This window comes from Burkholderia sp. GW821-FHT14F03 (assembly GCF_058803765.1).
On sequence record NZ_JBXAPG010000025.1, the window covers coordinates 66397 to 92756 of the forward strand.

At 71.0% G+C, this 26360-nt stretch carries 22 protein-coding genes; 13 read left to right on the plus strand and 9 right to left on the minus strand.

The features are described 5' to 3' along the window. The first annotated feature begins 160 nt into the window (after window positions 1–160). The 9 genes from xdhA (at window position 161) to AC1RQF_RS18480 (ending at window position 11580) form a co-directional block, all read left to right on the plus strand. Window positions 161–1666 (plus strand): xanthine dehydrogenase small subunit, encoded by a 1506-nt coding sequence (gene xdhA / locus AC1RQF_RS18440; RefSeq protein WP_274001397.1) that lies wholly within the window; start codon window positions 161–163, stop codon window positions 1664–1666. A 30-nt stretch (window positions 1667–1696) separates the two neighbouring features. Then, window positions 1697–4051 (plus strand): xanthine dehydrogenase molybdopterin binding subunit, encoded by a 2355-nt coding sequence (xdhB, locus tag AC1RQF_RS18445; RefSeq protein ID WP_274001398.1) that lies wholly within the window; start codon window positions 1697–1699, stop codon window positions 4049–4051. A gap of 4 nt (window positions 4052–4055) precedes the next feature. Next, window positions 4056–4613 (plus strand): xanthine dehydrogenase accessory protein XdhC, encoded by a 558-nt coding sequence (gene xdhC / locus AC1RQF_RS18450; RefSeq protein WP_274001399.1) that lies wholly within the window; start codon window positions 4056–4058, stop codon window positions 4611–4613. A 108-nt stretch (window positions 4614–4721) separates the two neighbouring features. After that, entirely contained in the window at window positions 4722–5531 is an 810-nt protein-coding gene (locus AC1RQF_RS18455; RefSeq protein WP_274001400.1) for a substrate-binding domain-containing protein, read from the plus strand. Window positions 5532–5612: 81 nt separating this feature from the next. Continuing rightward, a complete protein-coding gene (locus AC1RQF_RS18460; RefSeq protein WP_274001401.1) occupies window positions 5613–6017 on the plus strand; it encodes a nuclear transport factor 2 family protein in 405 nt (134 codons plus the stop codon). A gap of 568 nt (window positions 6018–6585) precedes the next feature. Beyond that, window positions 6586–8787, plus strand: coding sequence for a TonB-dependent receptor (locus tag AC1RQF_RS18465; RefSeq protein WP_274001403.1), 2202 nt, complete (start codon window positions 6586–6588; stop codon window positions 8785–8787). A gap of 17 nt (window positions 8788–8804) precedes the next feature. Continuing rightward, on the plus strand, window positions 8805–9596 hold the full coding sequence (locus tag AC1RQF_RS18470; RefSeq protein ID WP_274001404.1) for an ABC transporter ATP-binding protein: 792 nt from the start codon (window positions 8805–8807) through the stop codon (window positions 9594–9596). Beyond that, the gene (locus tag AC1RQF_RS18475) at window positions 9590–10570 is read left to right on the plus strand and encodes an ABC transporter substrate-binding protein (RefSeq protein ID WP_492872656.1); all 981 of its coding nucleotides are present in this window, start codon (window positions 9590–9592) and stop codon (window positions 10568–10570) included. Before AC1RQF_RS18470 ends, AC1RQF_RS18475 begins: the two co-directional genes overlap by 7 nt. Continuing rightward, a complete protein-coding gene (locus AC1RQF_RS18480; protein ID WP_492872657.1) occupies window positions 10567–11580 on the plus strand; it encodes a FecCD family ABC transporter permease in 1014 nt (337 codons plus the stop codon). Before AC1RQF_RS18475 ends, AC1RQF_RS18480 begins: the two co-directional genes overlap by 4 nt. 259 nt (window positions 11581–11839) lie before the next feature. Here the strand turns inward: AC1RQF_RS18480 and AC1RQF_RS18485 are convergent, their stop codons facing one another. From AC1RQF_RS18485 to AC1RQF_RS18495, 3 genes are all read right to left on the minus strand, one after another. Next, complete coding sequence (locus AC1RQF_RS18485) at window positions 11840–12787, minus strand: LysR family transcriptional regulator (RefSeq protein WP_274001406.1); 948 nt, start codon at window positions 12785–12787, stop codon at window positions 11840–11842. A 90-nt stretch (window positions 12788–12877) separates the two neighbouring features. Beyond that, entirely contained in the window at window positions 12878–13516 is a 639-nt protein-coding gene (locus AC1RQF_RS18490) for a 2-hydroxychromene-2-carboxylate isomerase (RefSeq protein ID WP_492872658.1), read from the minus strand. A gap of 104 nt (window positions 13517–13620) precedes the next feature. Then, a complete protein-coding gene (locus AC1RQF_RS18495; protein WP_274001408.1) occupies window positions 13621–15009 on the minus strand; it encodes a TAXI family TRAP transporter solute-binding subunit in 1389 nt (462 codons plus the stop codon). A 381-nt stretch (window positions 15010–15390) separates the two neighbouring features. Here AC1RQF_RS18495 and AC1RQF_RS18500 point away from each other — a divergent pair, with 381 nt between their 5' ends. Continuing rightward, the gene (locus AC1RQF_RS18500; RefSeq protein WP_274001409.1) at window positions 15391–15753 is read left to right on the plus strand and encodes a BON domain-containing protein; all 363 of its coding nucleotides are present in this window, start codon (window positions 15391–15393) and stop codon (window positions 15751–15753) included. Between the two features lie 97 nt (window positions 15754–15850). Next, on the plus strand, window positions 15851–17950 hold the full coding sequence (locus AC1RQF_RS18505; RefSeq protein WP_274001410.1) for a D-(-)-3-hydroxybutyrate oligomer hydrolase: 2100 nt from the start codon (window positions 15851–15853) through the stop codon (window positions 17948–17950). A gap of 147 nt (window positions 17951–18097) precedes the next feature. Here the strand turns inward: AC1RQF_RS18505 and AC1RQF_RS18510 are convergent, their stop codons facing one another. Further along, window positions 18098–18445: a hypothetical protein gene (locus AC1RQF_RS18510; RefSeq protein WP_274001411.1), complete on the minus strand. Its 348-nt coding sequence runs from the start codon at window positions 18443–18445 to the stop codon at window positions 18098–18100. A 68-nt stretch (window positions 18446–18513) separates the two neighbouring features. Here AC1RQF_RS18510 and AC1RQF_RS18515 point away from each other — a divergent pair, with 68 nt between their 5' ends. After that, entirely contained in the window at window positions 18514–20352 is a 1839-nt protein-coding gene (locus tag AC1RQF_RS18515) for a S10 family peptidase (protein ID WP_492872659.1), read from the plus strand. 75 nt (window positions 20353–20427) lie between these two features. Here the strand turns inward: AC1RQF_RS18515 and AC1RQF_RS18520 are convergent, their stop codons facing one another. From AC1RQF_RS18520 to AC1RQF_RS18540, 5 genes are all read right to left on the minus strand, one after another. Then, window positions 20428–21216 (minus strand): sulfite exporter TauE/SafE family protein, encoded by a 789-nt coding sequence (locus AC1RQF_RS18520; protein ID WP_274001413.1) that lies wholly within the window; start codon window positions 21214–21216, stop codon window positions 20428–20430. 92 nt (window positions 21217–21308) lie between these two features. Continuing rightward, a complete protein-coding gene (locus AC1RQF_RS18525; RefSeq protein WP_492872660.1) occupies window positions 21309–22751 on the minus strand; it encodes a DHA2 family efflux MFS transporter permease subunit in 1443 nt (480 codons plus the stop codon). Window positions 22752–22896: 145 nt separating this feature from the next. Then, complete coding sequence (locus tag AC1RQF_RS18530) at window positions 22897–24036, minus strand: glycerophosphodiester phosphodiesterase (protein ID WP_274001415.1); 1140 nt, start codon at window positions 24034–24036, stop codon at window positions 22897–22899. Between the two features lie 138 nt (window positions 24037–24174). Then, a complete protein-coding gene (locus AC1RQF_RS18535; protein WP_274001416.1) occupies window positions 24175–24711 on the minus strand; it encodes a GNAT family N-acetyltransferase in 537 nt (178 codons plus the stop codon). Next, complete coding sequence (locus AC1RQF_RS18540) at window positions 24708–25298, minus strand: helix-turn-helix domain-containing protein (RefSeq protein ID WP_274001417.1); 591 nt, start codon at window positions 25296–25298, stop codon at window positions 24708–24710. Before AC1RQF_RS18540 ends, AC1RQF_RS18535 begins: the two co-directional genes overlap by 4 nt. A gap of 120 nt (window positions 25299–25418) precedes the next feature. Between AC1RQF_RS18540 and AC1RQF_RS18545 the strand changes: the two genes are divergently transcribed. Continuing rightward, a complete protein-coding gene (locus AC1RQF_RS18545; RefSeq protein WP_274001418.1) occupies window positions 25419–26327 on the plus strand; it encodes a LysR family transcriptional regulator in 909 nt (302 codons plus the stop codon). The last annotated feature ends 33 nt before the right edge of the window (window positions 26328–26360 follow it).

The following is a 26360-nucleotide window of genomic DNA, read 5'->3' on the forward strand; positions in this document are numbered from 1 at the left end:
TTAGTTACCCGTTGTCGAGACGACATATCGCCGCGGCAATATGACCCGCATGTGTCACCGGCTATGGGTTCGCGAAATTGACGGTGATAGCGTTCGAACATGAGCACAACAAGGGCCGGCGCACGACCGGCTTGCCCCGCATCCTCCCGGACGATCCCAGATGAGCCAGCCGATCCGTTTCTACCATCGCCACGCGGTCCGCGAAGTCAGCGACGCCGACGTCACCCGCACGGTGCTTCAGTATCTGCGCGAGGACGCGCTGTGCACCGGCACCAAGGAAGGCTGCGCGGAGGGCGATTGCGGCGCGTGCACGGTGGTGGTGGGCGAGCTGACCGATGCGGGCGAGGTGGCGTTCAAGGCGGTCAACGCGTGCATCCAGTTCCTGCCGACGCTCGACGGCCGCGCGCTGTTCACGGTCGAGGATCTGCGCGAACCCGACGGCGCGCTGCATCCGGCGCAGGCCGCGATGGTCGAGTGCCACGGCTCGCAATGCGGCTTCTGCACGCCGGGCTTCGTGATGTCGATGTGGGCGCTGTACGACCGGCAGGGCGGCGCGCCGTGCGCGGCGCCGCCGCGCGACGAGATCGCCGATGCGCTGACCGGCAATCTGTGCCGCTGCACCGGCTACCGGCCGATCGTCGACGCGGCCGAGCGGATGTTCGCGCTGCCCGCGCCGCGCGTCGGCATCGACCGCGCCGCGCTGGCGCGCGCGCTCGCGTCGCTGCGGCGTGACGACACCTTCCACTACGAACACGCGGGCCAGTCGTTCGACGCGCCGCGCACGCTCGATGCGCTCGCGCAGCTGAAGGCGGCGAAGCCGGATGCGCGGCTGCTCGCGGGCAGCACCGACATCGGCCTGTGGGTGACCAAGCAGATGCGCGCGCTGGGCGACCTCGTCTACCTGGGGCAGGTCGGCGCGCTGCGCCGGATCGCGGTCGACGCGGACTGGATCGAGATCGGCGCGGGCGTGACGGTCGAGGCGGCCTATGCGGAGCTGGCCCGGCATTATCCGGAACTGACCGAGATGTGGAAGCGCTTCGCGTCGCTGCCGATCCGCAACGCGGGCACGCTCGGCGGCAACGTCGCGAACGGCTCGCCGATCGGCGACTCGATGCCGGGGCTGATCGCGCTCGGCGCGCGCGTGGTGCTGCGCGCCGGCGCGACGACGCGCGAGCTGGCGCTCGAGGACCTGTATCTCGGCTACCAGAAGAAGGACATGGCGCCGCACGAATTCGTGGCCGCGCTCAAGGTGCCGACGCGGACCGGCGCGCGCGCGAACCTGCGGTTCCGCACCTACAAGCTGTCGAAGCGCTTCGATTCCGACATTTCCGCGGTGTGCGCGGCGTTCGCGTTCATCGCGGACGGCGAGACGGTGCGCGCACCGCGCATCGCGTTCGGCGGGATGGCGGCGACGCCGCAGCGCGCGTCGCGCGCGGAGGCCGCGCTGACCGACGCGAACTGGCACGAGGCGACCGCGCGCGCGGCGATGCAGGCGCTCGGCGACGACTACGCGCCGCTCACCGACATGCGCGCGAGCGACGCGTACCGACTCGAAGCCGCGCGCAACCTGATGTACCGCTTCTGGCTCGAAACGCGCCCGCGCGATCCGCTGCCGCCCGCGGCGCTCAACGTGCGTTGCGTGGCCGCCGAAGCGGCCGGACGCTGACCGGCCCGCCGCCAAGGAGACCCTTCGATCATGAATCAGCAAGCCGAGCCGTTCCTGCAGACGGGCCGCGATGCCGACACCTTCACCCAGGTCCACGTATCGCGTCCGCACGAATCCGCGCATCTGCACGTGAGCGGGCGCGCCACCTACACCGACGACATCCCGCTGCTCGCCGGCACGCTGCACGCGGCGCTCGGCCTGAGCACGCAGGCGCATGCGCGGATCGTCTCGATGCGTTTCGACGCGGTGCGCGCGACGCCGGGCGTGGTCGCGGTGTTCACGGCCGAGGACATCCCGGGCGTCAACGATTGCGGCCCGATCGTCCATGACGATCCGGTGCTGGCGAACGGCGTCGTGCAGTTCGTCGGCCAGCCGGTGTTCATGGTGGTCGCGACTTCGCACGAGGCCGCGCGCCTCGCCGCGCGGCGCGCGAAGATCGACTACGCGGCGCTGCCGGCGATCCTGACGCCGCAGGCCGCGCGCGCGGCGCAGTCGTACGTGATCCCGCCGCTGCGGCTCGCGCGCGGCGACGCGCCGGCGCGGCTCGCGCAGGCCGCGCATCGCGACGCGGGCGAGATGACGCTCGGCGGCCAGGAGCAGTTCTATCTCGAAGGACAGATCGCCTACGCGGTGCCGAAGGACGACGACGGCATGCACGTCTATTGCTCGACCCAGCACCCGAGCGAGATGCAGCATCTGGTCGCGCACGTGCTCGGCGTCGCGTCGCACAACGTGCAGGTCGAATGCCGGCGCATGGGCGGCGGCTTCGGCGGCAAGGAATCGCAGTCCGGCCTGTTCGCGTGCTGCGCGGCGCTCGCCGCCTGGAAGCTGCTGTGTCCCGTCAAGCTGCGGCCCGATCGCGACGACGACATGATGATCACCGGCAAGCGCCACGACTTCCACTATCGCTACGACGTGGGCTACGACGCGAACGGACGGATCGACGGCGTGGCGATCGACATGACCTCGCGCTGCGGCTTTTCCGCGGACCTGTCGGGGCCGGTGATGACGCGCGCGGTCTGCCATTTCGACAACGCGTACTGGCTGCCCGACGTCGCGATCGAGGGCTACTGCGGCAAGACCAACACGCAGTCGAACACCGCGTTCCGCGGCTTCGGCGGCCCGCAGGGCGCGTTCGCGATCGAGTACATCCTCGACAACGTCGCGCGCACGCTCGATCTCGATCCGCTCGACGTGCGCCGCGCGAATCTCTACGGCAAAACCGAGCGCAACGTCACGCCGTACGGCCAGACCGTCGAGGACAACATCCTGCCCGAACTGCTCGCGGAGCTGGAGGCGTCGAGCGGCTATCGCGCGCGGCGCGAGAAGGTGCGCGCGTTCAACGCGGGCAGCCCGGTGCTGAAGAAGGGCCTCGCGCTCACGCCGGTCAAGTTCGGCATCGCGTTCAACGTCACGCATTTCAACCAGGCGGGCGCGCTCGTCCACATCTACACCGACGGCTCGATCCTCGTGAATCACGGCGGCACGGAGATGGGGCAGGGGCTCAACACCAAGGTCGCGCAGGTGGTCGCGCACGAGCTGGGCGTGAATTTCGAGCGGATCCGCGCGACCGCGACCGACACCAGCAAGGTCGCGAACACCTCGGCGACCGCCGCCTCCACGGGCTCGGACCTGAACGGCAAGGCCGCGCAGGACGCCGCGCGCCAGCTGCGCGAACGGCTCGCGGCGTTCGCGGCCGAGCGTTTCGGCGGCGGCGCGGCGGAGGCGGCGCAGGTGCGGTTCGCGAACGAGCGCGTGCGGATCGGCGAGATCGACGTGCCGTTCGACGAGGTGGTCGCGAAGGCCTACCTCGCGCGCGTGCAGCTGTGGTCCGACGGCTTCTACGCGACCCCCAGGCTGCACTGGGACCAGGCGCGCCTGCAAGGGCGGCCGTTCTACTACTACGCCTACGGCGCGGCGGTCGCCGAGGTCGTGGTCGACACGCTGACGGGCGAGATGCGCGTGCTGCGCGCGGACGTGCTGCACGACGTCGGCGCGTCGCTGAATCCGGCGCTCGACATCGGGCAGGTGGAGGGCGCGTTCGTGCAGGGCATGGGCTGGCTGACCACCGAGGAGCTGTGGTGGAACAAGGACGGCAAGCTGATGACGCATGCGCCGTCGACCTACAAGATCCCGACCGTCAACGACTGTCCGCCCGAATTCCATGTCCGGCTGTTCGACAACCGCAACGCGGAGGACAGCATTCACCGCTCGAAGGCGGTCGGCGAGCCGCCGCTGCTGCTGCCGTTCTCGGTGTTCTTCGCGGTGCGCGACGCGGTCGCGGCGGTGGGCGACCACCAGGTCAATCCGCCGCTCGACGCCCCCGCGACGGGCGAGGCGATCCTGCGCGCGGTGCAAGCGGTGCGCGCCGCGCGCGGAGCATGACGCGATGACGGTGCAGATCGGTCGCCGCCGGGGTCCGCCGCGCGCGCCGTCGCCGCCGATGCACGTCGTGCTGTTCGGCGCGGGCCACGTCGGCCACGCGCTCGTGACGCTGCTCGGCCGGCTGCCGTGCGTGGTGCAGTGGGTCGACGAGCGCGACGCGCAGTTTCCCGACGAAGTGCCGCCCAACGTGCAGCCGGAGCCGACCGACGCGCCCGCCGCGCTGGTCGACGCCGCGCCGCCGGGCGCGTACTTCCTCGTGATGACGCACAACCACGCGCTCGATTTCGCGCTCGCGGAGCGGATCCTGCGGCGGCGCGACTTCCGCTATTTCGGCATGATCGGCTCGCGCACCAAGCGCGTGAAGTTCGAGCGACGGCTGCTCGGACGCGGCGTCGAACCGGCGCGGCTCGCCGACATGACCTGTCCGATCGGCGTGACGGGGATCGTCGACAAGGCGCCCGCCGCGATCGCGATCGCGGTGTGCGCGGAACTGCTGCGCGTGCGCAGCGACGCGCCCGCGCACTGCCCGGCTCCCGCGGTCGCGCTGGCCGGCGGGCGCTGAGCACGAAGCGCCGCGTCGCGCATCGGGCATTGCCCGGCTTTTCAGGCGGGCGCCGCGTGCCGATGATGGAGGCCCCTGGTTCTCCGCCGCGCACCGCGCCGCTCCCTCATGATCGCCATCCTGAAGCAATCCCTGGCCTGCGCGCTGCTGCTCGGCGCGAGCGCGGGCGGGTTCGCGCAAACGCCGGCCGGGCCGGCCGCCGCACCGCCGCTCGAACTCCACGTGATGAACTCGGGCGGCTTCACCGCCGCGTACAAGCTGCTCGCGCCGCGCTACGAGGCGGTAAGCGGCCAGCGCCTCACGATCGCATACGGCCCGTCGATGGGCGCCACGCCCGAGGCGATCCCGAACCGGCTCGCGCGCGGCGAGCCGGCCGACGTCGTGATCATGGTCGGCTACGCGCTCGATGCGCTGATCGCGCAAGGGCGCGTCGATCCGGCCTCGCGCGTCGAGCTGGCCGATTCGCGGATCGGCATGGTGGTGCGCGCCGGCGCGCCGACGCCCGACATCGCCACGCCCGACGCGCTGAAGGCGACGCTGCTGCGCGCGCCGTCGATCGCGTACTCGGACAGCGCGAGCGGGGTTTACGTGCGCGACGTGCTGTTCGCGCGGCTCGGCATCGACGCGCAGGTGCGCGGGAAGGCAATCATGATTCCGCGCATCCCGGTCGCGTCGAAGGTCGCGGACGGCACCTATGCGCTGGGCTTGCAGCAGGTCAGCGAACTGCTGCCGGTGCCGGGCGCGCACTTCGTCGGCAAGCTGCCGGAATCGCTGCAATCGGTGACGCGTTTCGCGGGCGGGGTGCCGGTCAGCGCGCGGCATCCGCGCGAGGCCCGCGCGCTGCTCGACTATCTCGCCTCGCCGGAGGCGGCGGCCGACGTCGCGCGCACCGGGCTCGATCCCGTGCCGCCGCGCTGATGCGCGCGCGGCCCGCTTCGCCTACACTCGCCGTTTGCCGCGCGGCATGGGGCCGCGCGCGGATCGGACAGGAGCGGCGGGATGAGCGGGCAACAGGCATATCTGGATGAAATCGTCGCGGGCTGCGCCGCGATTCAGGACTGGCTCGCGGGCGTCGCGACGTCGGATGCGGCGCTCGACGCGATGATGGCGCACTTCGCGCCGCAGTTCACGATGATCGGCACCGACGGCGCGCTGTACGACCACGCGGCGACCCGTGCACTGTTCGCGCGTCTCGCGGGCCGCAAGCCCGGCCTCGTGATCACCTTCTCGGAGCTGCACGTGCTGAGCGCCTATCCGGGCGGCGCGGTGGCCAGCTATTGCGAGCACCAGACCGATGCGACGGGGGAACTGCCCGCGCGGCGCGCGACCGTCGTGCTCGTGCGGGACGCGGCGGGCGGCGCGGTGCGTTGGGCGCATCTGCAAGAGACCTTCTGCAAGGACTGAGGATGCGCGCGGGCCGCAAGCCCGGCCTCGTTCCGGCGCGGCGCGTGGCGGTCGTGCTCGCGCATGGCGCGGCGGACGGCGCGGTGCGCCGGGCGCATCGGCAAGGGGCCTTCTGCAAGGACTGACGCAGCGCATCGGCGGCAAGCCCGGCCTCGTTCCGGCGCGGCGCGTGGCGGTCGTGCTCGCGCATGACGCGGCGGACGGCGCGGTGCGCCGGGCGCATCGGCAAGAAACCTTCTGCAAGGACTGACGATATGCGCGAGCCGCAATCCCGGCGCCGCGCCGGGGTATCCGCAGGAAACCTCCCGCAATGATGGACAAAGCGACGCCACAGCGCGCCGGCATTTCGTCCGGCGCGCGATCTGTCATATCATCGCGCGGCATGTAGGCGAACCGTAAAGTTCGCGCAGGGCGCGGCGTTCGGCTGGAACGCCGTCGAGCAACAGCGTGGGAGCGGAGAAGACGTGGATCGGCATGGCATGGCGCGCGCGGGGGCGCGGCGGGAGAGCGGGGGGGCGGCGTGGCCGTGCGATATGAACGATATGAACGGGATGGACGGGAGGCGCGCATGAGCGGCGCGCGCCATCCGGCGCGCCGCCGCCGGCTCGCGGCAGCGGGTCGGCGGGCCGGATTGACACGCGCGCCGATGCTGGCGCTCGGTTGCGCGCTCGCGGCGTCCGGCGCGTTCGCGGCCGATGCGGAGCCGCCCGCCGCGCGCGACGACGCGCAGCATCATGCGTTGCCGGCGGTGCGCGTGTCGGCGGCGGCGGAGCTGGCGGCCGCCCCGTTGTCGACGCCGCTGCAAACCGGCTCGCGGCTCGGGCTCGCGAGCCTCGATACGCCCGCGAGCGTCGAGACGATCCGCGCCGACCAGATCGTCGCGCGCGGCGACCGCACGGTGCTCGAGGCGGTCACGCGCGCGGCCGGCTTCGCGAACGACGCGGCGCCGGGCAACGGCGGCACCTCGCTGTCGGTGCGCGGCTTCTCGGGATCGGAATCGGTGATGACGCTGTACGACGGCGTGCGCCTCTATCCGGGCGCGGGCAGCGTCACGTTCCCGTTCGACGCGTGGTCGGCCGAGCGCATCGAAGTACTGCGCGGCCCGGCCTCGGTGCTGTACGGCGAGGGGGCGATCGGCGGGGTCGTCAACGTGGTGCCGAAGGCGCCGCGCCGCACGCGCGAAACCACCGTCGCGGCGGGCGTCGGCACCCACGGCGGCAAGCGCGTCGCGTTCGACACGACGGGCGCGCTCGGGCCGATGCTGTCCTATCGCTTCTACCTGAACGACACGCGTTCGAACGGCACGGTCGAGCGCGGCGATGCGCATTCGACCGCGGTCGGCGGCGCGCTGCGGCTCGACGTGAGCCCGCAGCTGAGTGTCACGCTCGACTACGACTACGGCCGCCAGAAACCCTCGACCTACTTCGGCGTGCCGGTGACGAACGGGGTGCTCGACGGCACGCTGCGCAAGCGCAACTACAACGTCGGCGACGCGACGATCGGCTACTACGACCAGTGGACCCGGCTCGCGGCCACCTGGCGGCCCGCCGCCGGCGTCACGGTCGACAATCAGTTCTACTATCTCGCGACCAGCCGTCATTGGCGCGACGCCGAATCCTACGCGCTCGATCCCGCGACGCGACAGGTCACGCGCAGCGACTATCTGGAGATCTTCCACCGCGAACACCAGATCGGCGACCGCGCGAGCATGCGTCTCGACGGACAGCTGTTCGGCCGCGCGAACCGGCTCGTGGTCGGCGCCGAGTTCAACCGGATCACCTTCGACGGTTCGAACAATTCGCCGTATCGCGGCGAATCGGTGGTCGACGCCGATGCGTTCTCGCCCGGTCGCTTCGACAGCCCCGATCCGACCCGGCTGCGCTTTCGCACGCGCACCAACCAGGCGGCCGTGTTCGCCGAGAACCGGCTCGAAGTGCTGCCGCGCCTCGCGTGGGTGAGCGGGCTGCGCTACGACCACATCGCGTTCCATCGCGACGACGTGCTGACGGGCGCGGGCTTCGACAAGACGCTCGCGCATACCGGCTGGCGCACCGGCTTCGTGTTCGAGGTCGCGCCGTCGCTGTCGGTGTATGCGCAGTACTCGACGGGGGCGGACGGGGTCGGCTCGCTGGTGACGATGGCGTCGTCGCAGGCCAACTACACGCTCGCGACCGGCCGGCAATGGGAGGCGGGCGTCAAGCAGGAATGGCTCGACGGGCGCGCGTACTGGACCTTCGCCGTGTACGACATCGTCAAGCGCGATCTCGTCAGCACCGATCCGCTGAATCCGGCCCGGCGCCAGCAGGTCGGCCAGCAGTCGTCGCGCGGCATCGAGCTGACGGGCGGCGCGCAGCTGGGCGGCGGCTGGACCCTCGATGCGAACGCCGCGCTCCTGCGCGCGCGCTACGACCGCTACGACCAGGCAGTCGGCGGCGCGACCGTCTCGCGCGCGGGCAACGTGCCCTACGGCATCCCGCGGCAGACCGCGAACCTGTGGCTCGGCTGGGCGTTCGCGCCGGGCTGGCGCGCCAACGCGGGCGTGCGCTATGTCGGCCGCCGCTACGGCGACGATGCGAACCGCGTGAGCGTGCCGTCCTGCACGGTGTTCGACGCATCGCTGCAATGGCGCGCGACGCGCACGCTGGACCTCGCGCTGTATCTGCGCAATCTCGCGAACCGCAGCTATGCGGTCAGCACCTCGAATGGCGGCGAGCAGTGGCTGCTCGGTCCCGAGCGTTCGGGCGAGCTGGTCGCGACGCTGCGCTTCTAGCGCGACGGGGCCGCGCGATGTCCATCACGCTCGATGTCGAGCGCCTGAGCTGGGGGCCCGCGGGCGGGCCGGCCGTGCTGCGCGCGCTGTCGCTGACGGTCGGGCCCGGCGAGTTCGTCGGGCTGATCGGCCCGAACGGCAGCGGCAAGACGAGCCTGCTGCGCTGCGCGTTCCGTTTCGCGCGGCCGCAGGCGGGCGCGGTGCGGCTCGATCGGCAGGATCTGTGGCGCGCGTCGCCGCGCTGGAGCGCGCAGCGCATCGCGGTGCTGCAGCAGGACGCGCCCGACGACTTCGGGCTGACCGTCGAACAGGTCGCGTGGATGGGGCGCACGCCGCACAAGCGTCTGCTCGACGGCGATACGCCCGACGACGCGCGCCTCGTCGACGCCGCGCTGCGCGACGTCGGGCTCGATGCGCGCCGCGCGCAGCCGTTCGCGTCGCTGTCGGGCGGCGAGCAGCAGCGCGCGCTGCTCGCGCGGGCCCTGGTGCAGCAGCCGGCGCTGCTGCTGCTCGACGAACCGACCAATCATCTCGACGTGCGCCACCAGCTCGAACTGCTCGCGCGGGTGCGACGCCTCGGCATCGCGACGCTCGCGGCGCTCCACGATCTCAATCTCGCGGCCGCGTATTGCGACCGCCTTTATGTACTCGCCGACGGCGCGCTGGTCGCGAGCGGCGCGCCCGGCGAGGTGTTGACCGAGGCGCTGCTGAAGGACGTGTTCGGCGTCGCGGCGCTGATCGATCCGCATCCGGCGTCCGGCCGGCCGCGCATCACGCTGCTGCATCCGCAGGGAGACGAATCATGCTGAATCGACTGGGACGGCGCGCCGCGCGCGCCATTTGCGCGTTCGCGCTCGCGGGGGCGGCGCTGCCCGCGGCCGCCTATCCGGTGACGGTGCGCAGCTGCGGGCGCGACGTCACGTTCGAGCGCGCGCCCGCGCGCGCGGTGAGCAACGACGTGAACCTGACCGAGATGATGCTCGCGCTCGGGCTCAAGGACCGGCTCGCGGGCTATACCGGCGTCGCCGGCTGGAAGACCGGCACCGAGGCGCTGCGTGTCGCGCTGCGCGGCGTGCCGGAGCTGGCGATCCAGTATCCGTCGCTGGAAGTGCTGGTCGGCGCGCGCGCGGATTTCTATCTGGCCGGCTGGAACTACGGGATGCGGGTCGGCGGTCCGGTCACGCCGGCCTCGCTCGAACGCTTCGGCATCCGTAGCTACGAGTTGACCGAATCGTGCTCGCACGTGATGACGCGCCCGCCCGCGTCGTTCGACGATGTCTATCGCGACCTGCGCAATCTCGGCCGGATCTTCGCGGTCGAGGCGCGCGCGGAGCAGGTGGTCGCGGGGATGCGCAGCCGCGTCGACGCGGTGCGGCGCGCGCTGGCGGGCGCGCCGCCGCTGCGCGTGTTCGTCTACGACAGCGGGCAGGACAAGCCGACCACGGCGGGCGCGCTCGCGATGCCGAACGCGCTGCTCGCGGCGGCGGGCGGGCGCAACGTGATGGACGACGTGTCGCGCAGCTGGGCCCAGGTGAGTTGGGAGAGCGTGGTCGCGCGCGATCCGCAGGCGATCGTGATCGTCGACTATTCGGCGGTGACCGCCGAGCAGAAGAAGCAGTTCCTCCTGAGCCAGCCCGCGCTCGCGCGCGTCGAGGCGATCCGCGCGCGCCGCTTCATCGTGCTGCCGTACGACGCGGCGACACCCGGCGTGGCGAACGCGGGCGCGGTCGAGACGCTCGCGCGCAGCCTCCATCCGGACGTGTTCGCGAAGGCGGCGCGGTGAGCGGCCGCGCGCGCGCCCGGCTCATCGCGCTGGCGCTGGCGGTCGGGCTCGCGCTGTCGATCGTGATGTCGACGGGCTTCGGGCCGAGCCCGGTTGCGCCGGGGCTCGCGCTGCGCGTGATCGCCGCGCACGCGTGGCCCGCGGCGTTCGATGCGGCCGACGGCGGCGCCGACAGCATCGTGTGGCTGATTCGCCTGCCGCGCGCGCTGCTCGCGGCGCTGGTCGGCGCGACGCTCGCGCTGGTCGGCGTCGCGTTGCAGGCGGTCACCGCGAATCGGCTCGCCGATCCGCACCTGCTCGGCGTGAGCGCGGGCGCGATGCTCGGCGCGGTCGCGGCGACGCTTGGGCTGGGCGCGGCGTTCGGGCCGTTCACGCTGTCGTTCGCGGCGTTCGGCGGCGCGCTGCTCGCGACCGCGTGCGTGATCGCGCTCGCGCACCGGCACGGGCGCCTGGAGTCGGACCGGCTGCTGCTCGCGGGCATCGCGGTGTCGTTCGTGTTGACGGCGATCGCGAATCTGCTGCTGTACCTGGGCGACCAGCGCGCGGCGTCGTCGGTGTTGTTCTGGATGCTGGGCGGCGTCGGGCTCGCGCGCTGGGACCTGCTGCCCGCGCCCGCGTGCTGCGCGGCGCTCGCCGCGCTCGCGCTGCAGGCGCGGCGGCGCGCGCTGAACGCGCTGATGTCGGGCGATCGGGTGGCGGTCGCGCTCGGCGTGCCGGTCGCGGCGACGCGTCGCGAAGTGTTCGTGATCGCCTCGTTCGCGACGGGCGCGATGGTGGCGGTGAGCGGCGCGATCGGCTTCGTCGGGCTCGTCACGCCGCATCTGTGCCGCCGGCTGGTCGGCGCGGAGCACGGCCGGCTGCTGCCGGTCGCGGGTTTGACGGGGGCGATCCTGCTGGTGTGGGCGGATGTCGCCGCGCGCACGCTGATCGCGCCCGAGGATCTGCCGATCGGCGTGGTGACCGCGCTGTTCGGCGGCGCGTGCTTCATTGCGCTGATGCGGCGGCGCTGAGCGCGAGGCGCTGAGCGCGAGGCGCAGGCCCCATGCGTTCGGGGCGACGCGGTTGGCGCGGTCGGAGGTTGCCGCGCACGGGCTGATCGCCGGCATCGAGCGCGCGGAGCGGACCCGATGCGCTTGGAGGTGATGCCGTTGGCGTGAGCGCACATCGCCGCGCGCGTGCTGTCCGCTGCGGAGGATTGGCCGATCGCCGCGGCCACCGCGTTGTTCGACGGTGTGCGCTTTAGCGCGCTGAATCAGCGGCGCCGCGCGTTCAGCGCCGCCGGCCGCGCGCGGTCAGCTCGGCCGACACCTCGGCCATCAGCGTGGCGAGCCAGTCGATGTCGGTGGGTCGGTCCGGCTGCGGATGACGCAGCAGATAGCACTTGATGCGCGGGAACGGCACGGGCGGCTCGACCACGACGAGCGGCAGCAACTGCGCGTAGTGCGCGGCGAAGCGGCGCGTGGTCGTGAAGATCAGGTCGGATTGCAGCAGCACCTGCGGCGCGAGCCCGAAGTACGGCAGCGTGGCGACCACGCGCCGCGTGAGCTGCGCGCGCGCGAGGCCGATCTCGATCGCGTTGCGCTTCGCGCCGGTGTACGGCGTCGGCGCGAGGTGCGCGGCGCCCGCGTAGGCCTCGCGCGTGAGCGGCGCCGCGGCGAGCGGATGATCGGCGCGCATCAGGCAGACGACGGTGTCCGCGAACAGGTCGTCGCGCACGAAGTGCGGATCGGGCTTCGGCCAATTGCCGACCACGAGATCGAGCGCGCCCGAATCGAGCGCGGCCGCGTGGTCGAGCGCGGGATTCAGCGAATCGATCTCCAGGTGCGCGTGCGGCGCGGCCGTGCGGAAGCGCGCGATCAGCGTCGGCATGAAGAAGTCGTTCAGGTAGTCGGGCGCCGCGATCCGGAACGTGCGGCGCGAGCGCGCGGGATCGAATTCGCCGTGCGGCGTGGCGATGAAATCGACTTCGCGCAGCGCGCGCTGCGCGGCGTCGAGCAGCGACGCGCCGTATTCGGTCGGCACCATGCCGGCCTTGCCGCGCACCAGGATCGGATCGTTCAGCGTCTCGCGCAGCCGCCGCAGCGCGGTGCTGATCGCCGGCTGGGTCTGGTTCAGGCGCAGCGCGGCCTGCGTGACGCTGCGCTCGAGCAGCAGCGTGCGCAGCACGCGCACGAGCCAGATGTCGAGCGAGGCGGCGGGGTCGTCTACGGGTGGCATCGGTCGGGTGGGAACGCGGGGGCGGCGTCGAGGGGCTTCACGTTACCCGCGCGCGCCGGGGCTGTGCGCGCGGGGACGCTATGGCGGGTATCACGCGCGCCCGGACGGCAGCGCGCTGATCCGCTTCACTTCCTGCGATTCGAGCCAGTTCGGCGTGCGCGCGCAGTACAGCACCATCGGCAGCGCGTCCTCGCCCCAGAACAGCTGGCGGTTGAGCCAGAAGGTCGGCACCCCGAACACCCCGAGCGCGATCGCGTCGGCGGTATTGCGGCGCAATTGCTCGCGGGTCTCCTCGAAGTCGATCAGCGCGTCGCCGTGCTCGACGCCGAGCCGCGCGCACAGCGCGGCGAAGCCGTCGGGCGTCGACGGATCCTGGCCCTCGCGCCAGATGAAGCGGAACATCTCGCGCACGGCCGGCAGGTCGGCGTTCAGCGCGATCGCGAGGCGCAGCGCCTTGCTCGAATCGAACGGATGCGCGGGCGGCATCTTGAACGGGATGCCGAGCTGCTCGGCGCGGAACAGCGCATGCCGGTACGTGAAGATGCGCTTCGCGGGCACCTCGGCGGCCGGCCGCTGGCCCCAGTGGCGCTGCAGTTCGGGCAGCGACACGGGCAGCGGCGCGAACGGCATGTTCGGCCACTTGTCGTACTGTTCGAGCAGCAGGTAGGTGAACGGCGACAGGAAGTCGTAGAACCATACCGGCTGGGAGGCGTCGAGGCCGACGGTCATAAGTAAGTGTCTCCTGAATCCAGAGGAAAAGCGCGACGAGCGGTCTCACCCCGCATGTTACGCGGGGGCGCGGCCAAATGCAGCCGCTGCGCCGGATCGTCCGCTCAGGCGGCGGGGGCGGGCCCGGGCGGCGGCGCGTCGGAGCCGCGCTCGTGATCGTGCGCGAGCAGGCGGTCGCGCACGAAGCCGATGTGTTCGCGCAGCACGTAGAACTGGCCGGCGTAGGCGAGCGGCATCTTCATCCGGTTGACCGATTCCTCCACGTCGTCGAGCTGTTCGAGCAGCGCGACGCGTTCCTGCGCCGTATGCTCGCCGAGCGCGCTGCGCTCGAGCGCGATCAGCGCGCCGTACCAGCGGTAGATCCGCGAACGCACGCGCCAGCCGTACAGCGTCGGCACGAGCCGCAGCCCCGGGATCAGCACGACCACGAGCGGCAGCACGATCACGAGCAGCCGGTCGACCAGGCTCGCGACCCAGAACGGCAGCTGCCGGTACAGGAAGGTCTTGCCCGACTTGTAGTAGCGCGCGGCGTCGTCGGACAGCGGGAACTGGCTGTGCGTGACGGGCGACGGGAATTCGCCCGCGCGCTGCAGGATCGTCGCGTGGCCGTGCACTTCGCGCGCGGCCTCGATCAGCAGGTCCGACAGCGCCGGATGCAGCGTGTCGCGCGCAATCAGCTCGACGGTGGGCGACATCGTGTGCAGGTCGGTCGCCGGCAGGTTGGCGCCGGGATCGTAGACGCCCATCGGCAGCGTGATGTCGGTCAGGTAGGGAAAGCGCCGCGCGTAGGCCTCGGCCTGCGTGAACGAATAGAAATGGATGCCGGGCGCGCGGAACAGCTTGGCCATCACCGGGATCTCGGTCGAATCGCCGGACAGGAAGGCCGCGTCGATCTTGCCGTCGAGCAGCGCGGTTGCGGCGTCCTCGCCGGCCGTCGGCAGGATCGGCGTCGGGCCGCCCGGCGCGATGCCGTTCATCTTGAGGAGCGCGAGGCCCAGCTCGCGCGCGCCGCTGCCTTCCGCGCCGAGCGCGAGCCGCTTGCCCTTGAACTGCGACAGCCGCTCGATCACCGGCCCGCGATACAGGATCGCGAGCGGCACGTAGCCGACGCTGCCGAGCGACACGAGGCCGCTGTCGTGCTGACGGTCGCCGATCCCGCTCTGCACGAAGCCCACGTCGACCGCGTCGTCCGGCGCCGTCAGCCGCTTCAGGTTGGCGGCCGAGCCCTCGGACGCCAGCACGTTGAGCGTCACGCCGTTCTTCGCGAGGATCTTCTTGTAGCGCTGCGCGGCGAGCCAGTTGGTGCTGCCGGGCGGCCCGGCGGAGATCGTCAGCGAGGAGGGCGGGGACGGCTGGATCAGCGAGTACGCGAGCCAGATCGCGGCGAGCGCGAGCACCAGGGTCGGGCCGATCGACATCGCGAGGTCGCGCCACGATACGGCGACGAAGCGGGCGAGGATCCGGGGCGGCGGGCGATGGGGGGATGGCTTCATGGGGCTTGGGCGGAGGCGCGCCGGCGGACAGTCTGTTCGCGGCGATGGTACCCGAGTTCGGCGCCGCTGCGGCGGCCGCGCAAATCCTTTGCGTATCCTGACGGTGTGGATTAAATTGTGCGACGCAGCCGCGCATCCAGACCGTGCCGGCGCGACCCGGCTTCCCGACCAGACCGGGCGCGTCCCGTGCATGGCGCGGCCGCCTGGCGCACGCGTCGCCGGCTTCCGCCGGTGCGACGTCGCGGCGCCGGGCCATCGCCTCGCCTCTCTCGCATCGCCGTGAAAAGCGCCGGCCGGCAGCCTGCGCGCCGCCGTCCGTTTTTTTGGGGGTCATGCAACCGTTCGCTGTCGCGGTTCATCTCGAAGTCACAAGGAGAAAGTATGAAGTCGATCGTATGGAAGGCGTTGGGTGGGGCGCTGGTCGCCGCGTGTCTGAGCGGCCAGGCCTATGCGCAGGCGAGCGACGCGGCAATGGCGGCCCCGGCCGCCGCACAGGATGCGTCGAAGGCGGCCGCGAAAACGGCGAAGAAGACGAACCGCAAGCTCGGCTACGCGGTGCGCAAGGCGATCTCGAAGGTCAACGGCGTCGACGTGTCGAACATCACGGTGCGCAGCAAGGGCGGCGTCGTGTCGCTCGAGGGCACGGTGCCGGATGCGGGCCAGATCGACAAGGCCGTCGAGGCGGCGAAGGGCGTGTCGGGCGTGACCTCGGTGAACAACAAGCTGAGCGTGCAGCAGCAGTGAGCCCCCGGTGCCCCCGTGCAGGCCGCGCGGGGGTTCGGGCCCCGGCGGGCCCGGCTGCCGCCGGGACGCGAACCGAACATCAGACTGAGGGACGGCCATGACGAGCGGCAGGGGCGGACCGATGCGCGCGGCGGCCGCCGCGGCGCTCATCAGCGGCGCGGCATTGCTCGGCGCATGCAACGGCGACGGCGATGCGTCGACCAACGTGCTGCCGGGCTTCGCCTCCGGCAGCGTGCGCACGACCGCGTACGACGGCGTCAGCGACGACCTGCTGACCGCGGGTCTCGGCAAGACCGGCCTCGCGAGCGCGACGCCGCCGCCGATCGCCAATCCCGCGCGGCCGACCGCCGCCGAGCTGCGGCGGCTCGCGATCTACGCGAACTACCGCGCGCTCGTCGACATGACCCCGAACGGCGGCTACGGCCGCTTCTGGGGGCCGAACGTCGACCTGGCGGGCAACGACACCCTTGGCGAAGGCAAGATCGCCGGCACCGAATACCTGACTTATTCCGACGACGGCAGCGGCCGCAAGAACGTCACGCTGCTCGTGCAGGTGCCGGCGCGCTTCGACCCGGCGAATCCGTGCATCGTGACCGCGACGGCCTCGGGTTCGCGCGGCGTGTACGGCGCGATCTCGGCGGCGGGCGAATGGGCGCTCAAGCGCGGCTGCGCCGTGGCCTACAACGACAAGGGCGGCGGCAACGGCGCGCAGGAGGTCGCGAGCGGCACGGTCGCGCTGATCGACGGCACGCTTTCCAATGTCGCGGGCGCGGGCGGCCAGAGCCAGTTCAGCGCGAGCGAATCGCTGTCCGACCTCGCGAGCTTCAACACCCGTTACCCGAACCGCTACGCGTACAAGCATGCGCATTCGCAGCAGAATCCGGAGCAGGACTGGGGGCGCGTGACACTGCAGGCGGTGCAGTTCGCGTACTGGGTGCTGAACCAGCAATTCGGGCCCACCGTGGGCGGCGGGCGCCACGGCATCCGCTACCGGCCCGGCGACATCACGACGATCGCGGCCTCGGTCAGCAACGGCGGCGGCGCGTCGCTCGCGGCGGCCGAACAGGACACGCAGGGCTATATCACCGCGGTGGTGGTCGGCGAGCCGCAAATCAACGTGCGGCTCGCGCCGAATGTCGCGGTGCAGCAGAACGGCGGCGCGGTGCCGTCGTTCGGCCGTCCGCTCGCCGACTACGCGAGCCTCGCGAACCTGCTGCAACCGTGCGCGGCGGCGGCGGGCGCGGCCGCGGGCGCGCCTTATCTCGGCGCGCTGCCGCTGGCGCAGACCCAGGCCCTGCGCCAGCAGCGCTGCGCGACGCTCGCGGCGGCGGGGATCGTCTCCGGCCAGGATCAGGCGAGCCAGGCGAACGACGCGCTCAACCAGCTGCACGCGGCCGGCTACCTGCCCGATTCCGACCTGCTGCAGGCGCCGATGTGGGATTCGCAGGCGATTCCGGCGATCGCCGTGACCTATGCGAACGCCTACACGCGCTCGCGCGTCAGCGACAACCTGTGCAACTTCAGCTTCGCGACCACCCAGGCTGCGACGGGCGCGGTCGCGGCGCCGGCCGTGTCGCCGATGGGCAACCTGTTCGGGCTCGGCAACGGCGTGCCGCCGACCAACGGCATCAATCTCGTCTTCAACGGCGCGGCGGGCGGCGTCGATCACCGGCTCGCGACGCCCGACGCGAGCTTCGCGGGGGCGCTGTGCCTGCGCCAGCTGTGGACCGCCAACCAGCTCGGCATCGGCGCGAACGTCGATGCGGTGCGCGTGAACGCGAACCTGCAACGCAAGCCCGCGATCATCGTGCACGGCCGCAGCGACGCGCTCGTGCCCGTCAATCACGCCTCGCGCGCCTATGTCGCGCAGAACAGCCTGAGCGAGGGCGGGGCGAGCCAGCTGGCGTTCTATGAAGTGACCAATGCTCAGCACTTCGATGCATTCCTGCCGGTGGCCGGCTTCGACACCCGCTTCATCCCGCTCCACTACTACAACCTGCAGGCGCTCAACCTGATGTGGAACCACCTCAAGAACGGCGCCGCGCTGCCGCCGTCGCAGGTGATCCGCACGATTTCCCGCGGCGGCACGCCGGGCGCCGCGCCGCCGCTGACTGCCTCGAACCTGCCGCCGATCGCGGCGTCGCCGGGCGCGAACGCGATCCGCGCGGGCGGCGGCGTCGTCGACGTGCCGTTCTGATTCCCGCTTGATCCGCTGCCCGGCCGCCCGAACAGGCGGCCGGCTGTCCTGTCGCGGACGTGCCGGACGCCCCGCTTCCGCTGTAACAAATTCTTACTTTACGTTGCCGCCCGGCGCTCCTAATATGCGCCCGTATTTGTTCGTATTTTAAAAAGGCAGAAAGTCCGATCCTTTCTGTTTAATTGAAAACCCTTTCATTTTGTATATTTGATTTTCAATTCGACCAATCGTATCGAATTGAAGATCGGGGGGTGTTTTGTTCAAAAAAAATGATGCGCGCGGCGCGGCCGCCTGCGCAGGGGGCGGTCTTGTCCGCGCGGAACGCCGCGCGGCGGCCTTGGCGCGGCCATCGCGCGAATCCGGCCGGTGCGCGCGGCTGGAATTGATTCCAATCGGATTGAATGGAAATTCAGGTGGGGAAATCGGTGATCCGGTGAATATTGAATCGCCGGGAGAAATACTCGGGTCGTACATCGCATAACGATCGCGATCCAAGTGCGGAGCGCTGCTTGGAATCAAGCATTTCAAGTCGCGTCATTTATCGTTCTGTTCGAGAGGCAATAATGAAGACTCAGAAGTCCTTGAAAGACGGTTTCGCGCTATTCCTCGGCAAGGCGACCCGGCCGGTCGCGGCGGCGGCGGTGGCCGCGCTCTTGCTCGCCGGTTGCGGCGGCGACGACGGCGGCGGCGGTGCGCCCGCGGCGGCGGCCGTCACGAACGCGACGGCCAATTCGGCGGCCAATTCGGCGGCGACGCCGCAAGCGACGGCGGCCGTCCCGGCCGACCAGCCCTATGTCGACAACGATGTGTACGGCACCGGCCCGACCGCTTCGGTCAGCGACGCGACCGAAGGCGCGTCGGTCGTGCACCGCCAGGTCACGATCGGCGGCAAGGTCGTCCAGTACACGGCGACGGCCGGCCACCTGACCACCATCGATCCGGTGACGTCGAAGCCGAACGCGAAGATGTTCTACGTCGCGTACACCCAGGACAATCCCGATCCGAGCAAGCCGCGCCCGGTCACGTTCTTCTACAACGGCGGCCCGGGTTCGTCGTCGGTCTACCTGCTGCTCGGCTCGTTCGGGCCGAAGCGCCTGCAGTCGTCGTTCCCGAACTTCACGCCGCCCGCGCCGTACAAGCTGCTCGACAATCCGGACAGCCTGCTCGACCGCTCCGACCTGGTCTTCATCAATCCGGTGGGCACCGGCTATTCGGCGGCGATCGCCCCGGCGCAGAACAAGGATTTCTGGGGCACCGACCAGGATGCGCTCTCGATCGATCGTTTCATCCAGCGCTACCTGACCAAGTATTCGCGCTGGAACTCGCCGAAATTCTTGTACGGCGAGTCGTACGGCACGGCGCGCAGCGCGGTGGTGTCGTGGGTGCTGCATGAGGACGGCATCGAACTGAACGGGATCACGCTGCAGTCGTCGATCCTCGACTACGCGAATGCGCTGTCGGCGGTCGGCACGTTCCCGACGCTCGCGGCCGATGCGTTCTACTGGAAGAAGACGACGCTGAGCCCGACGCCGACCGACCTCGACGCCTACATGGCGCAGGCGCGCCAGTATGCGGACACCGTGCTCGCGCCGCTCGCGCAGGCGCCGAATCCGCAGGACGGCGGTTTCGTCAACGTGCGGCTGAACCTGAATCTCGCGGCCGCGCAGCAGATGGGCGCGTACATCGGCACCGATCCGGTGTCGCTGATCCAGACCTTCGGCAATCCGGCCGCGCTCGGCAACGTGCCGTCGTCGGACAACAATCCGCCGTACACGTTCTTCCTGACGCTCGTGCCGGGCATCCAGATCGGCCAGTACGACGGTCGCGCGAACTACACGGGCCTCGGCATCGCGCCGTTCATCCTGCCGAACGCGGGCGGCAACGATCCGTCGATCAACAATGTCGGCGGCGCGTACACGGTGCTGTGGAACAGCTACCTGAACACCGATCTCAAGTACACCTCGACGTCTTCGTTCGTCGATCTGAACAACCTGGTGTTCACGAACTGGAACTTCAGCCACACGGACCCGACGGGGGCCAACGCGGGCGGTGCGAACACGCTGTACACCGCGGGCGACCTGGCGGCGACGATGAGCCTGAACCCGGACCTGAAGGTGCTGTCGGCGAACGGGTATTTCGATTCGGTCACGCCGTTCCACCAGACCGAGCTGACGCTGCAGCAGATGGCGCTCGACCCGACGCTGAAGGCGAAGAACCTGACGATGAAGTTCTATCCGTCGGGCCACATGATCTATCTGAACGATCCGTCGCGGGTCGCGCTCAAGGGTGATCTGGGCGCGTTCTACGACGGCATCCTGGCGAACCGCTCGGGGCTGCAGCGCGTGCTCGCGCTGCAGCAGAAGGCATTGCAGCTCAAGCAGCAGAAACAGCAGGGGCAGTAAGCAGCGTGCTCCGCGCGGCGGGCTTGACGCCCCCCGCGCGGACGTTTTGCGGCGGGCGCCATGCCCGCCGCGCCGTCAGGCGAGCACGAGCTTCGCGCCGACGGCGACCAGCGTCGCGGCCAGCACGCGGCGCAGCAGACCTTCCGGCGCGCGCGTCGACAGCAGGCTGCCGAGCACGATGCCGGGCAGCGAACCGACCAGCAGCGACAGCAGCATGCTCCAGTCGACCGAGCCGAGCAGCCAGTGGCCGAGGCCCGCGATGAGCGTGAGCGGCACCGCGTGCGCGATGTCCGAGCCGACGATGCGCGTGGTCGCGAGCGTCGGGTAGAGCAGCAGCAGCACCGTCACGCCGATCGCTCCCGCGCCCACGGAGGTCAGCGACACCAGCACGCCGAGCACGGCGCCCGTGAACACGGTCGCGGCCAGCGTGCGGGTCGGGCTGCCCGCGCGCGCGCGACGCGCGGCGAACGCCGCGAGCTGCGGGCGGAACAGCAGCGCGATCGAGGTCAGCAGCAGCGCGCCGCCGAGCACGATCTGGATCATCCGGTTGGTGCCGTGCGATTCGAGCCCATACGCGTGCAGCACCCAGAGCGTGAGCGCGGCGGCCGGCACGCTGCCTGCCGCGAGGCGGCCGGTGATGCGCCAGTCGATGGTGCCCTTGACGCCGTGCACGAAGGTGCCGGTGGCCTTGGTGGCGGCCGCGTACAGGAGGTCGGTGCCGACCGCGGTCGCGGGATGGACGTTGAACAGCAGCACGAGGATCGGCGTCATCAGCGAACCGCCGCCGACGCCTGTCAGGCCGACGAGAAAACCGACGAACAGGCCGGACAGCGAGTACAGCAGGTCGATATGGGGGAGGGTCATCGGAGCCGGGGCGGGGCGGAACGGAATCCGCCATTGTCGCAAAACTGGCGAGGCGACGCCGAAATGCCCCGCGCCGGGGCGCGGGGCGGGCGTCAGTGCGCCGTGTGCGACAGGCCGTCCGCGTCCGCCGGCTGCGGGCGCACGCGCAGCGCGAGCCCGATCAGCGCGGCGGCGGCGGCGAACAGCGCGCCGCCCGCGAAGGCGACGTGATAGCCGCCGTTCAGCGCATCGGCGAGCGGCGCGTGGTCCGCGAGCCGCGCGCCGGTGCGCGCGGCGGCGAGGCTCGCGAGCACCGCGAGCCCGACCGCGCCGCCCATCATGAAGGCGGTGTTGACGATGCCCGAGGCGAGGCCCGATTCGCCGGGCCCGACGTCGTTCATCGCGGCGAGCAGCACCGGATTGAACGCGACGCCCGCGCCGATGCCGAGCAGCGCCATGCCGGGCAGCACGTGCAGCGCGAAGTCGCCGTCGGCGGGCGAGATCGAGAACAGCGCGAGGCCGGCCGCGGCGAGCAGCAGGCCGACCGCGATCGGCCCGCGGATCCCGAAGCGCATCACGATCTTCGCGGACAGCCCGAGCGAGAACGCGGCCATGATCAGGTTCGCGGGCAGGAACGCGAGCCCGACCTGCAGCGGCCCATAGCCGAGCACGCGCTGCATGTAGAGCGCGGACAGGAAGAACCACGCGAACATGGCCGCGGCCCACAGCACGCCGACGAGGTTCGCGAGCGCGATGTTGCGCTTGGCGAACAGCGACAGCGGCATCAGCGGATGCGCGACGCGCGCCTCGATCGCGATGAACGCGGCGAACAGGACGGCTGCGCCCGCGAGCAGCGACAGCGTCTGCGCCGACAGCCAGCCCGCACCGTTGCCGTTGACGATGCCGTACACGGCGAGCATCAGCGAGGCGGTGACGGTGAGCGCGCCCGCGACGTCGAGGCGCGCGCCGGCCGCGACGCCGTCGCCGCTGGGCAGCAGCGCGACGCACAGCGCGTAGACCGCGACGCCGATCGGCAGGTTGACGAGAAAGATCCAGTGCCAGCTCAGCGAACTCGTGAGCAGGCCGCCGAGCAGCACGCCGATGCTGCCGCCGCCCGCGCACACGAAGCCGTAGACGCCCATTGCCCTGGCGCGTTCGCCGGGCTCGGTGAACACGTTCATGATCAGCGACAGCGACACGGCCGACACGATCGCACCGCCGAAGCCCTGCACCGCGCGCGCGGCGATCAGCATCAGCTGGGTCTGCGCGAGCCCGCAGGCGAGTGACGCGAGCGTAAACAGCGACAGGCCGAGCAGGAACATGCGGCGCTGGCCGTACAGGTCGCCGAGGCGGCCGCCGAGCAGCAGGCAGCCGCCGAAGGTCAGCATGTACGCGTTGACGACCCAGACGAGCGCGGTTTCGGAGAAATGGAGATCGGCGCTGATCGACGGGAGCGCGACGTTGACGATGGTCGAGTCGAGCACGATCATCAGCACGCCCAGGCAGAGCACGAACAGCGCGTACCAGCGCCGTTCGCCATGCAGGCCATGTGTCATGGGGGAAATTGCCTCGCGGATTATTATTGGGATAGTGAATGGTAGGCAAACGGCAGGGAGGCTTGCTGCCGTTTTTTGTCAGTAGCCGCGCGGGGCGACCGCGCGGCCGCGCTGCGATCGCAGCGCGTTCGGTGCGTTGGTGCGCTCAGCGCTTGAGCGTGTCGACCGCCTGGCGGCCGACGGCCGGATCGTCGGTGAAGAAGCCGTCGATGCCCGCGTTGAGATAGGCCTGGATTTCCTGCACCGAGCCGGCCGGGTTGCGCGTGTCGGGCGTGCCCGCGCTCTTGAGCGACTTCGGCAGGAAATTGTTCTCCGGCCGGAACGTGTACGGATGCACGAGCAGCCCGGCCCGATGCGCGTCGCGCACGTAGTTCGTCGGTTTTTGCAGCGCGCCGTCCGCGCCGACCGCGATGATCGAGGTCTTGTACGGGCCGACCGCATTCGCATAGGTCGAGATCTCGCGCATGCCGCTCTCGGTCGACAGGTCGCCGTAGGTGCGCTTGTCGCCCGCGACGACGAAGTCGTAGGGCCGCTGCTGCGCCTCGTCCATCAGCTGCACGAGCTTCCAGTTCGGCTGGCTCCCGCCCACGCGCGCGCGGATCGCCTTCAGGTTCGCGACCTCGAACGACTGGATGTAGACGGTCGCCTGGCGGGCCGTGTAGGGGTCCTTGCGCAGCGCGTCGATGAGGCGGCCCTCGAGCGGCAGGCCGATCGACTGGAAGTAGGTCGGGTGCTTGGTTTCCGGATACAGGTGGATCGTGCGGCCGACCCGGCCCGACATGTCCTTCGCGAGCGCGACGATCTCGTCGAAGGTCGGAATCTCGAACTGGTCGTTGTAGGCGGTGTTGGCGGGACGGAATTGCGGAATCCGCTCGCGCGCGCGCAGCGTCTTCAGCTCGGCCAGCGTGAAGTCCTCGGTGAACCAGCCGGTCAGCTGCGCGCCGTCGATGGTCTTGGTCTTCTTGCGGTTCGCGAACTGCGGCAGCGTCGCGACGTTGGTGGTGCCCGAGATCTCGTTCTCGTGGCGCGCGACCAGCACGCCGTCGGACGTCGACACGAGGTCGGGCTCGATCACGTCGGCGCCGTCCTCGATCGCCTTGCGGTACGACGCGAGCGTGTGCTCGGGGCGCAGCGCGCTCGCGCCGCGATGGCCGACCACCTGCGCCTTCGCGACGAGCGGGCGGGGGACGTCGGGCGGGTCCTCGCCGCCGCAGGCGGTGACGGACACCAGCGCGGCGGCGCAGGCGAGGACGAGGGGGAGCACGGCAAACGGACGCTTGGACATGACGATCCTGGGTACATGAGTCGATGAGGGCGATGCGTGCGCGCAGGGGCGCCACGCGGGCGGGATGGGATCCTCGCAGGCCGTCATTACATCTGTATTACGTTTCGCTGTCTATTGATGCACGGCTCGAACGGTGCGTCAGGCCGCGTCCAGCCGCTTCGTGAAGAAGGTCGTCGCGCAGGGCGCGCCGTCGGGCAGCAGCGCATAGTCGGGCACCACGCCGACGCGCTGCCAGCCGGCGCGCGCATAGACGCGCTCGGCGTCGCCGCCCGTCACGGTGTCGAGCACCAGCACCGTGCGGCCGGCCGCGCGGGCGGCCGCCTCGAGCGCGTCGAGCAGGCGCGGCGCGACGCCGTGGCGGCGCGCGTCGCGGTGCACCAGCAGCTTCGCGACGTCGGCGCGATGCGGCTGGTTCTCCGGCAGGTCGACGATGAGCTGCACGGTGCCGACGAGGCGCGCGGCGGCGTCTTCCGCGACGAACAGCAGCCGCTCGCCGCGCGCGACGCCCGCCGCGACGCCGCGCCAGAACGCCTGCGCCCGGTCGCGCGCGAGCGGCCACATGAAGCTCACCGACGCGCCGCCGGCGACGCAGTCGATCAGCACGTCGGCGAGCGCATCGACGCTCGCGGCGGCGGCGTCGCCGTCGAGCCGCCGCACCGTGACGGCGGCGCTCACGATGCGCTCCGCGCGGCGGCGGGCCCGGACCGCGGGCTCAGCGCGACGAGATAGCGCGCGGCCTTGCGGGTCGGGTTGTGGAACAGGGTCGGGCGGTCGAGCTGCATCGCGAGGCAGTCGCCCGGCGCGAGCCGCCAACGCACGTCGCCGCTCGTGATCTCCATCTCGCCTTCGAGCATCCAGATCTGCTGGTGGATCTCGGCCTCGCGCACGCCGGTGTCGTAGGCGACCCGCTCGCCCGCCGGAAAGCGCACCTCGACGAGCTGCAGCGGCGAGGCGACCGCCGGCGACAGGTGGCGGCGCACGTAGCCGGAGGCCGGGTCGCGCCACAGCACCTGGTCGGCCGCGCGCGCGAGCGGCGAGGCGGGCGCGGTATCGGCGCCCGCCTCGAACAGCGACGCGAGCGGCGCGCCGAGCGCGGTCGCGAGCCGTTCGAGCACGACCGCGGTCGGGCTGCTCTGCGCGCGTTCGATCAGGGAGATGGTCGAGCGGCTCACCTTGCTGCGTTCGGCGAGCGCATCGAGCGAATAGCCGGCGCGGTCGCGCAGTTCGCGCACCCGCCGGGCGATCAGGTGATTGATGTCCATGTCTCCAGTTTAATGGAAAAAAATTCCAGAACAATGGAATTCGGAGTCGTCGGACCCCATGTCGACTCCCTGACTTTTCTGCTGCGATTGCTATCCTTCATGCCACGGAGGAATGATTCCATGGACCGCCTGACCGCAATGGAAACGTTCATCAGCGTGATCGACACCGGCTCGTTCTCGGGCGCCGCGCGGCGCCTGAAGGTCGGTCAGCCGGCCGTGTCGAAGTCGGTCGCGCAGCTTGAGTCGCGGCTCGGCGTGAGGCTGCTCGCGCGTTCGACGCGGGGCCTGACGCCGACCGAGGCGGGGCAGCAGTTCTATGCGCGCGCGAAACGCGCGCTCGACGCGGCCGAGGAGGCCGAATGCGCGGCGCGCGGCGCGGACAGCGGGCTGGCCGGCGTGCTGCGCGTGAGCGCCGCCGTGACCTTCGCGCGGCTGCATATCGTGCCGCGCATGCAGGCGTTTCTCGACGAGCATCCGGACCTCGCGGTCGAACTCGTGCTCGACGACCGGCCGGTCGATCCGGACGCCGACGGCATCGACGTGGCGCTGCGCACCGGCGCCGGGCCCGTCGACCTCGGCGCGCAGGCGCGCAAGCTCGGTGCGAGCCCGCGCCGCGTGTTCGGCACGCCCGCCTATTTCGCGCGCGCCGGCCTGCCGTGCGAGCCGGAGGATCTGCTCGGGCACCAGGTGATCGTGCATGACCCGCGCGGCCCGACTGCGTGGAAATTCCGGCGCGAGCACACCGAGGTGACGGTCGAGACCTCGGCGCGGCTGCGCGTGCAGGTGGCCGAGGGCGTGCGCGCGGCGGTGCTGGCCGATCTCGGGCTCGCGATCGCGTCGGAATGGCTGTTCGCGGACGAGTTGCGCCGCCGCTGCGTGACGGTGGCGCTGGCCGACTGGACCCTGCCGCCCGTCGAATTGTGGGCGGTGTTTCCAGGCGGCCGCGGCGCGAACGTCAAGGCGCGCGCGTTCGTCGCGTTCGTGGAGGCGGCGCTGGGCGTCGCGGCGGCGGGGCGCGAGATCGCCTGAGCGGACGCCGGGCGCACGCGCCATGCGTCCGAG

Coding starts and splice junctions, on each gene's coding strand:
- AC1RQF_RS18505 (WP_274001410.1), top strand. CDS start 15,851: ATGACGAGCGGCAGGGGCGGACCGATGCGCGCGGCGGCCGCCGCGGCG.
- AC1RQF_RS18470 (WP_274001404.1), top strand. CDS start 8,805: ATGTCCATCACGCTCGATGTCGAGCGCCTGAGCTGGGGGCCCGCGGGC.
- AC1RQF_RS18530 (WP_274001415.1), bottom strand. CDS start 24,036: ATGTCCAAGCGTCCGTTTGCCGTGCTCCCCCTCGTCCTCGCCTGCGCC.
- xdhC (WP_274001399.1), top strand. CDS start 4,056: ATGACGGTGCAGATCGGTCGCCGCCGGGGTCCGCCGCGCGCGCCGTCG.
- AC1RQF_RS18490 (WP_492872658.1), bottom strand. CDS start 13,516: ATGACCGTCGGCCTCGACGCCTCCCAGCCGGTATGGTTCTACGACTTC.
- AC1RQF_RS18495 (WP_274001408.1), bottom strand. CDS start 15,009: ATGAAGCCATCCCCCCATCGCCCGCCGCCCCGGATCCTCGCCCGCTTC.
- AC1RQF_RS18525 (WP_492872660.1), bottom strand. CDS start 22,751: ATGACACATGGCCTGCATGGCGAACGGCGCTGGTACGCGCTGTTCGTG.
- AC1RQF_RS18485 (WP_274001406.1), bottom strand. CDS start 12,787: ATGCCACCCGTAGACGACCCCGCCGCCTCGCTCGACATCTGGCTCGTG.
- AC1RQF_RS18540 (WP_274001417.1), bottom strand. CDS start 25,298: ATGGACATCAATCACCTGATCGCCCGGCGGGTGCGCGAACTGCGCGAC.
- AC1RQF_RS18455 (WP_274001400.1), top strand. CDS start 4,722: ATGATCGCCATCCTGAAGCAATCCCTGGCCTGCGCGCTGCTGCTCGGC.
- AC1RQF_RS18500 (WP_274001409.1), top strand. CDS start 15,391: ATGAAGTCGATCGTATGGAAGGCGTTGGGTGGGGCGCTGGTCGCCGCG.
- AC1RQF_RS18545 (WP_274001418.1), top strand. CDS start 25,419: ATGGACCGCCTGACCGCAATGGAAACGTTCATCAGCGTGATCGACACC.
- AC1RQF_RS18475 (WP_492872656.1), top strand. CDS start 9,590: ATGCTGAATCGACTGGGACGGCGCGCCGCGCGCGCCATTTGCGCGTTC.
- AC1RQF_RS18520 (WP_274001413.1), bottom strand. CDS start 21,216: ATGACCCTCCCCCATATCGACCTGCTGTACTCGCTGTCCGGCCTGTTC.
- AC1RQF_RS18515 (WP_492872659.1), top strand. CDS start 18,514: ATGAAGACTCAGAAGTCCTTGAAAGACGGTTTCGCGCTATTCCTCGGC.
- AC1RQF_RS18465 (WP_274001403.1), top strand. CDS start 6,586: ATGAGCGGCGCGCGCCATCCGGCGCGCCGCCGCCGGCTCGCGGCAGCG.
- xdhA (WP_274001397.1), top strand. CDS start 161: ATGAGCCAGCCGATCCGTTTCTACCATCGCCACGCGGTCCGCGAAGTC.
- AC1RQF_RS18460 (WP_274001401.1), top strand. CDS start 5,613: ATGAGCGGGCAACAGGCATATCTGGATGAAATCGTCGCGGGCTGCGCC.
- xdhB (WP_274001398.1), top strand. CDS start 1,697: ATGAATCAGCAAGCCGAGCCGTTCCTGCAGACGGGCCGCGATGCCGAC.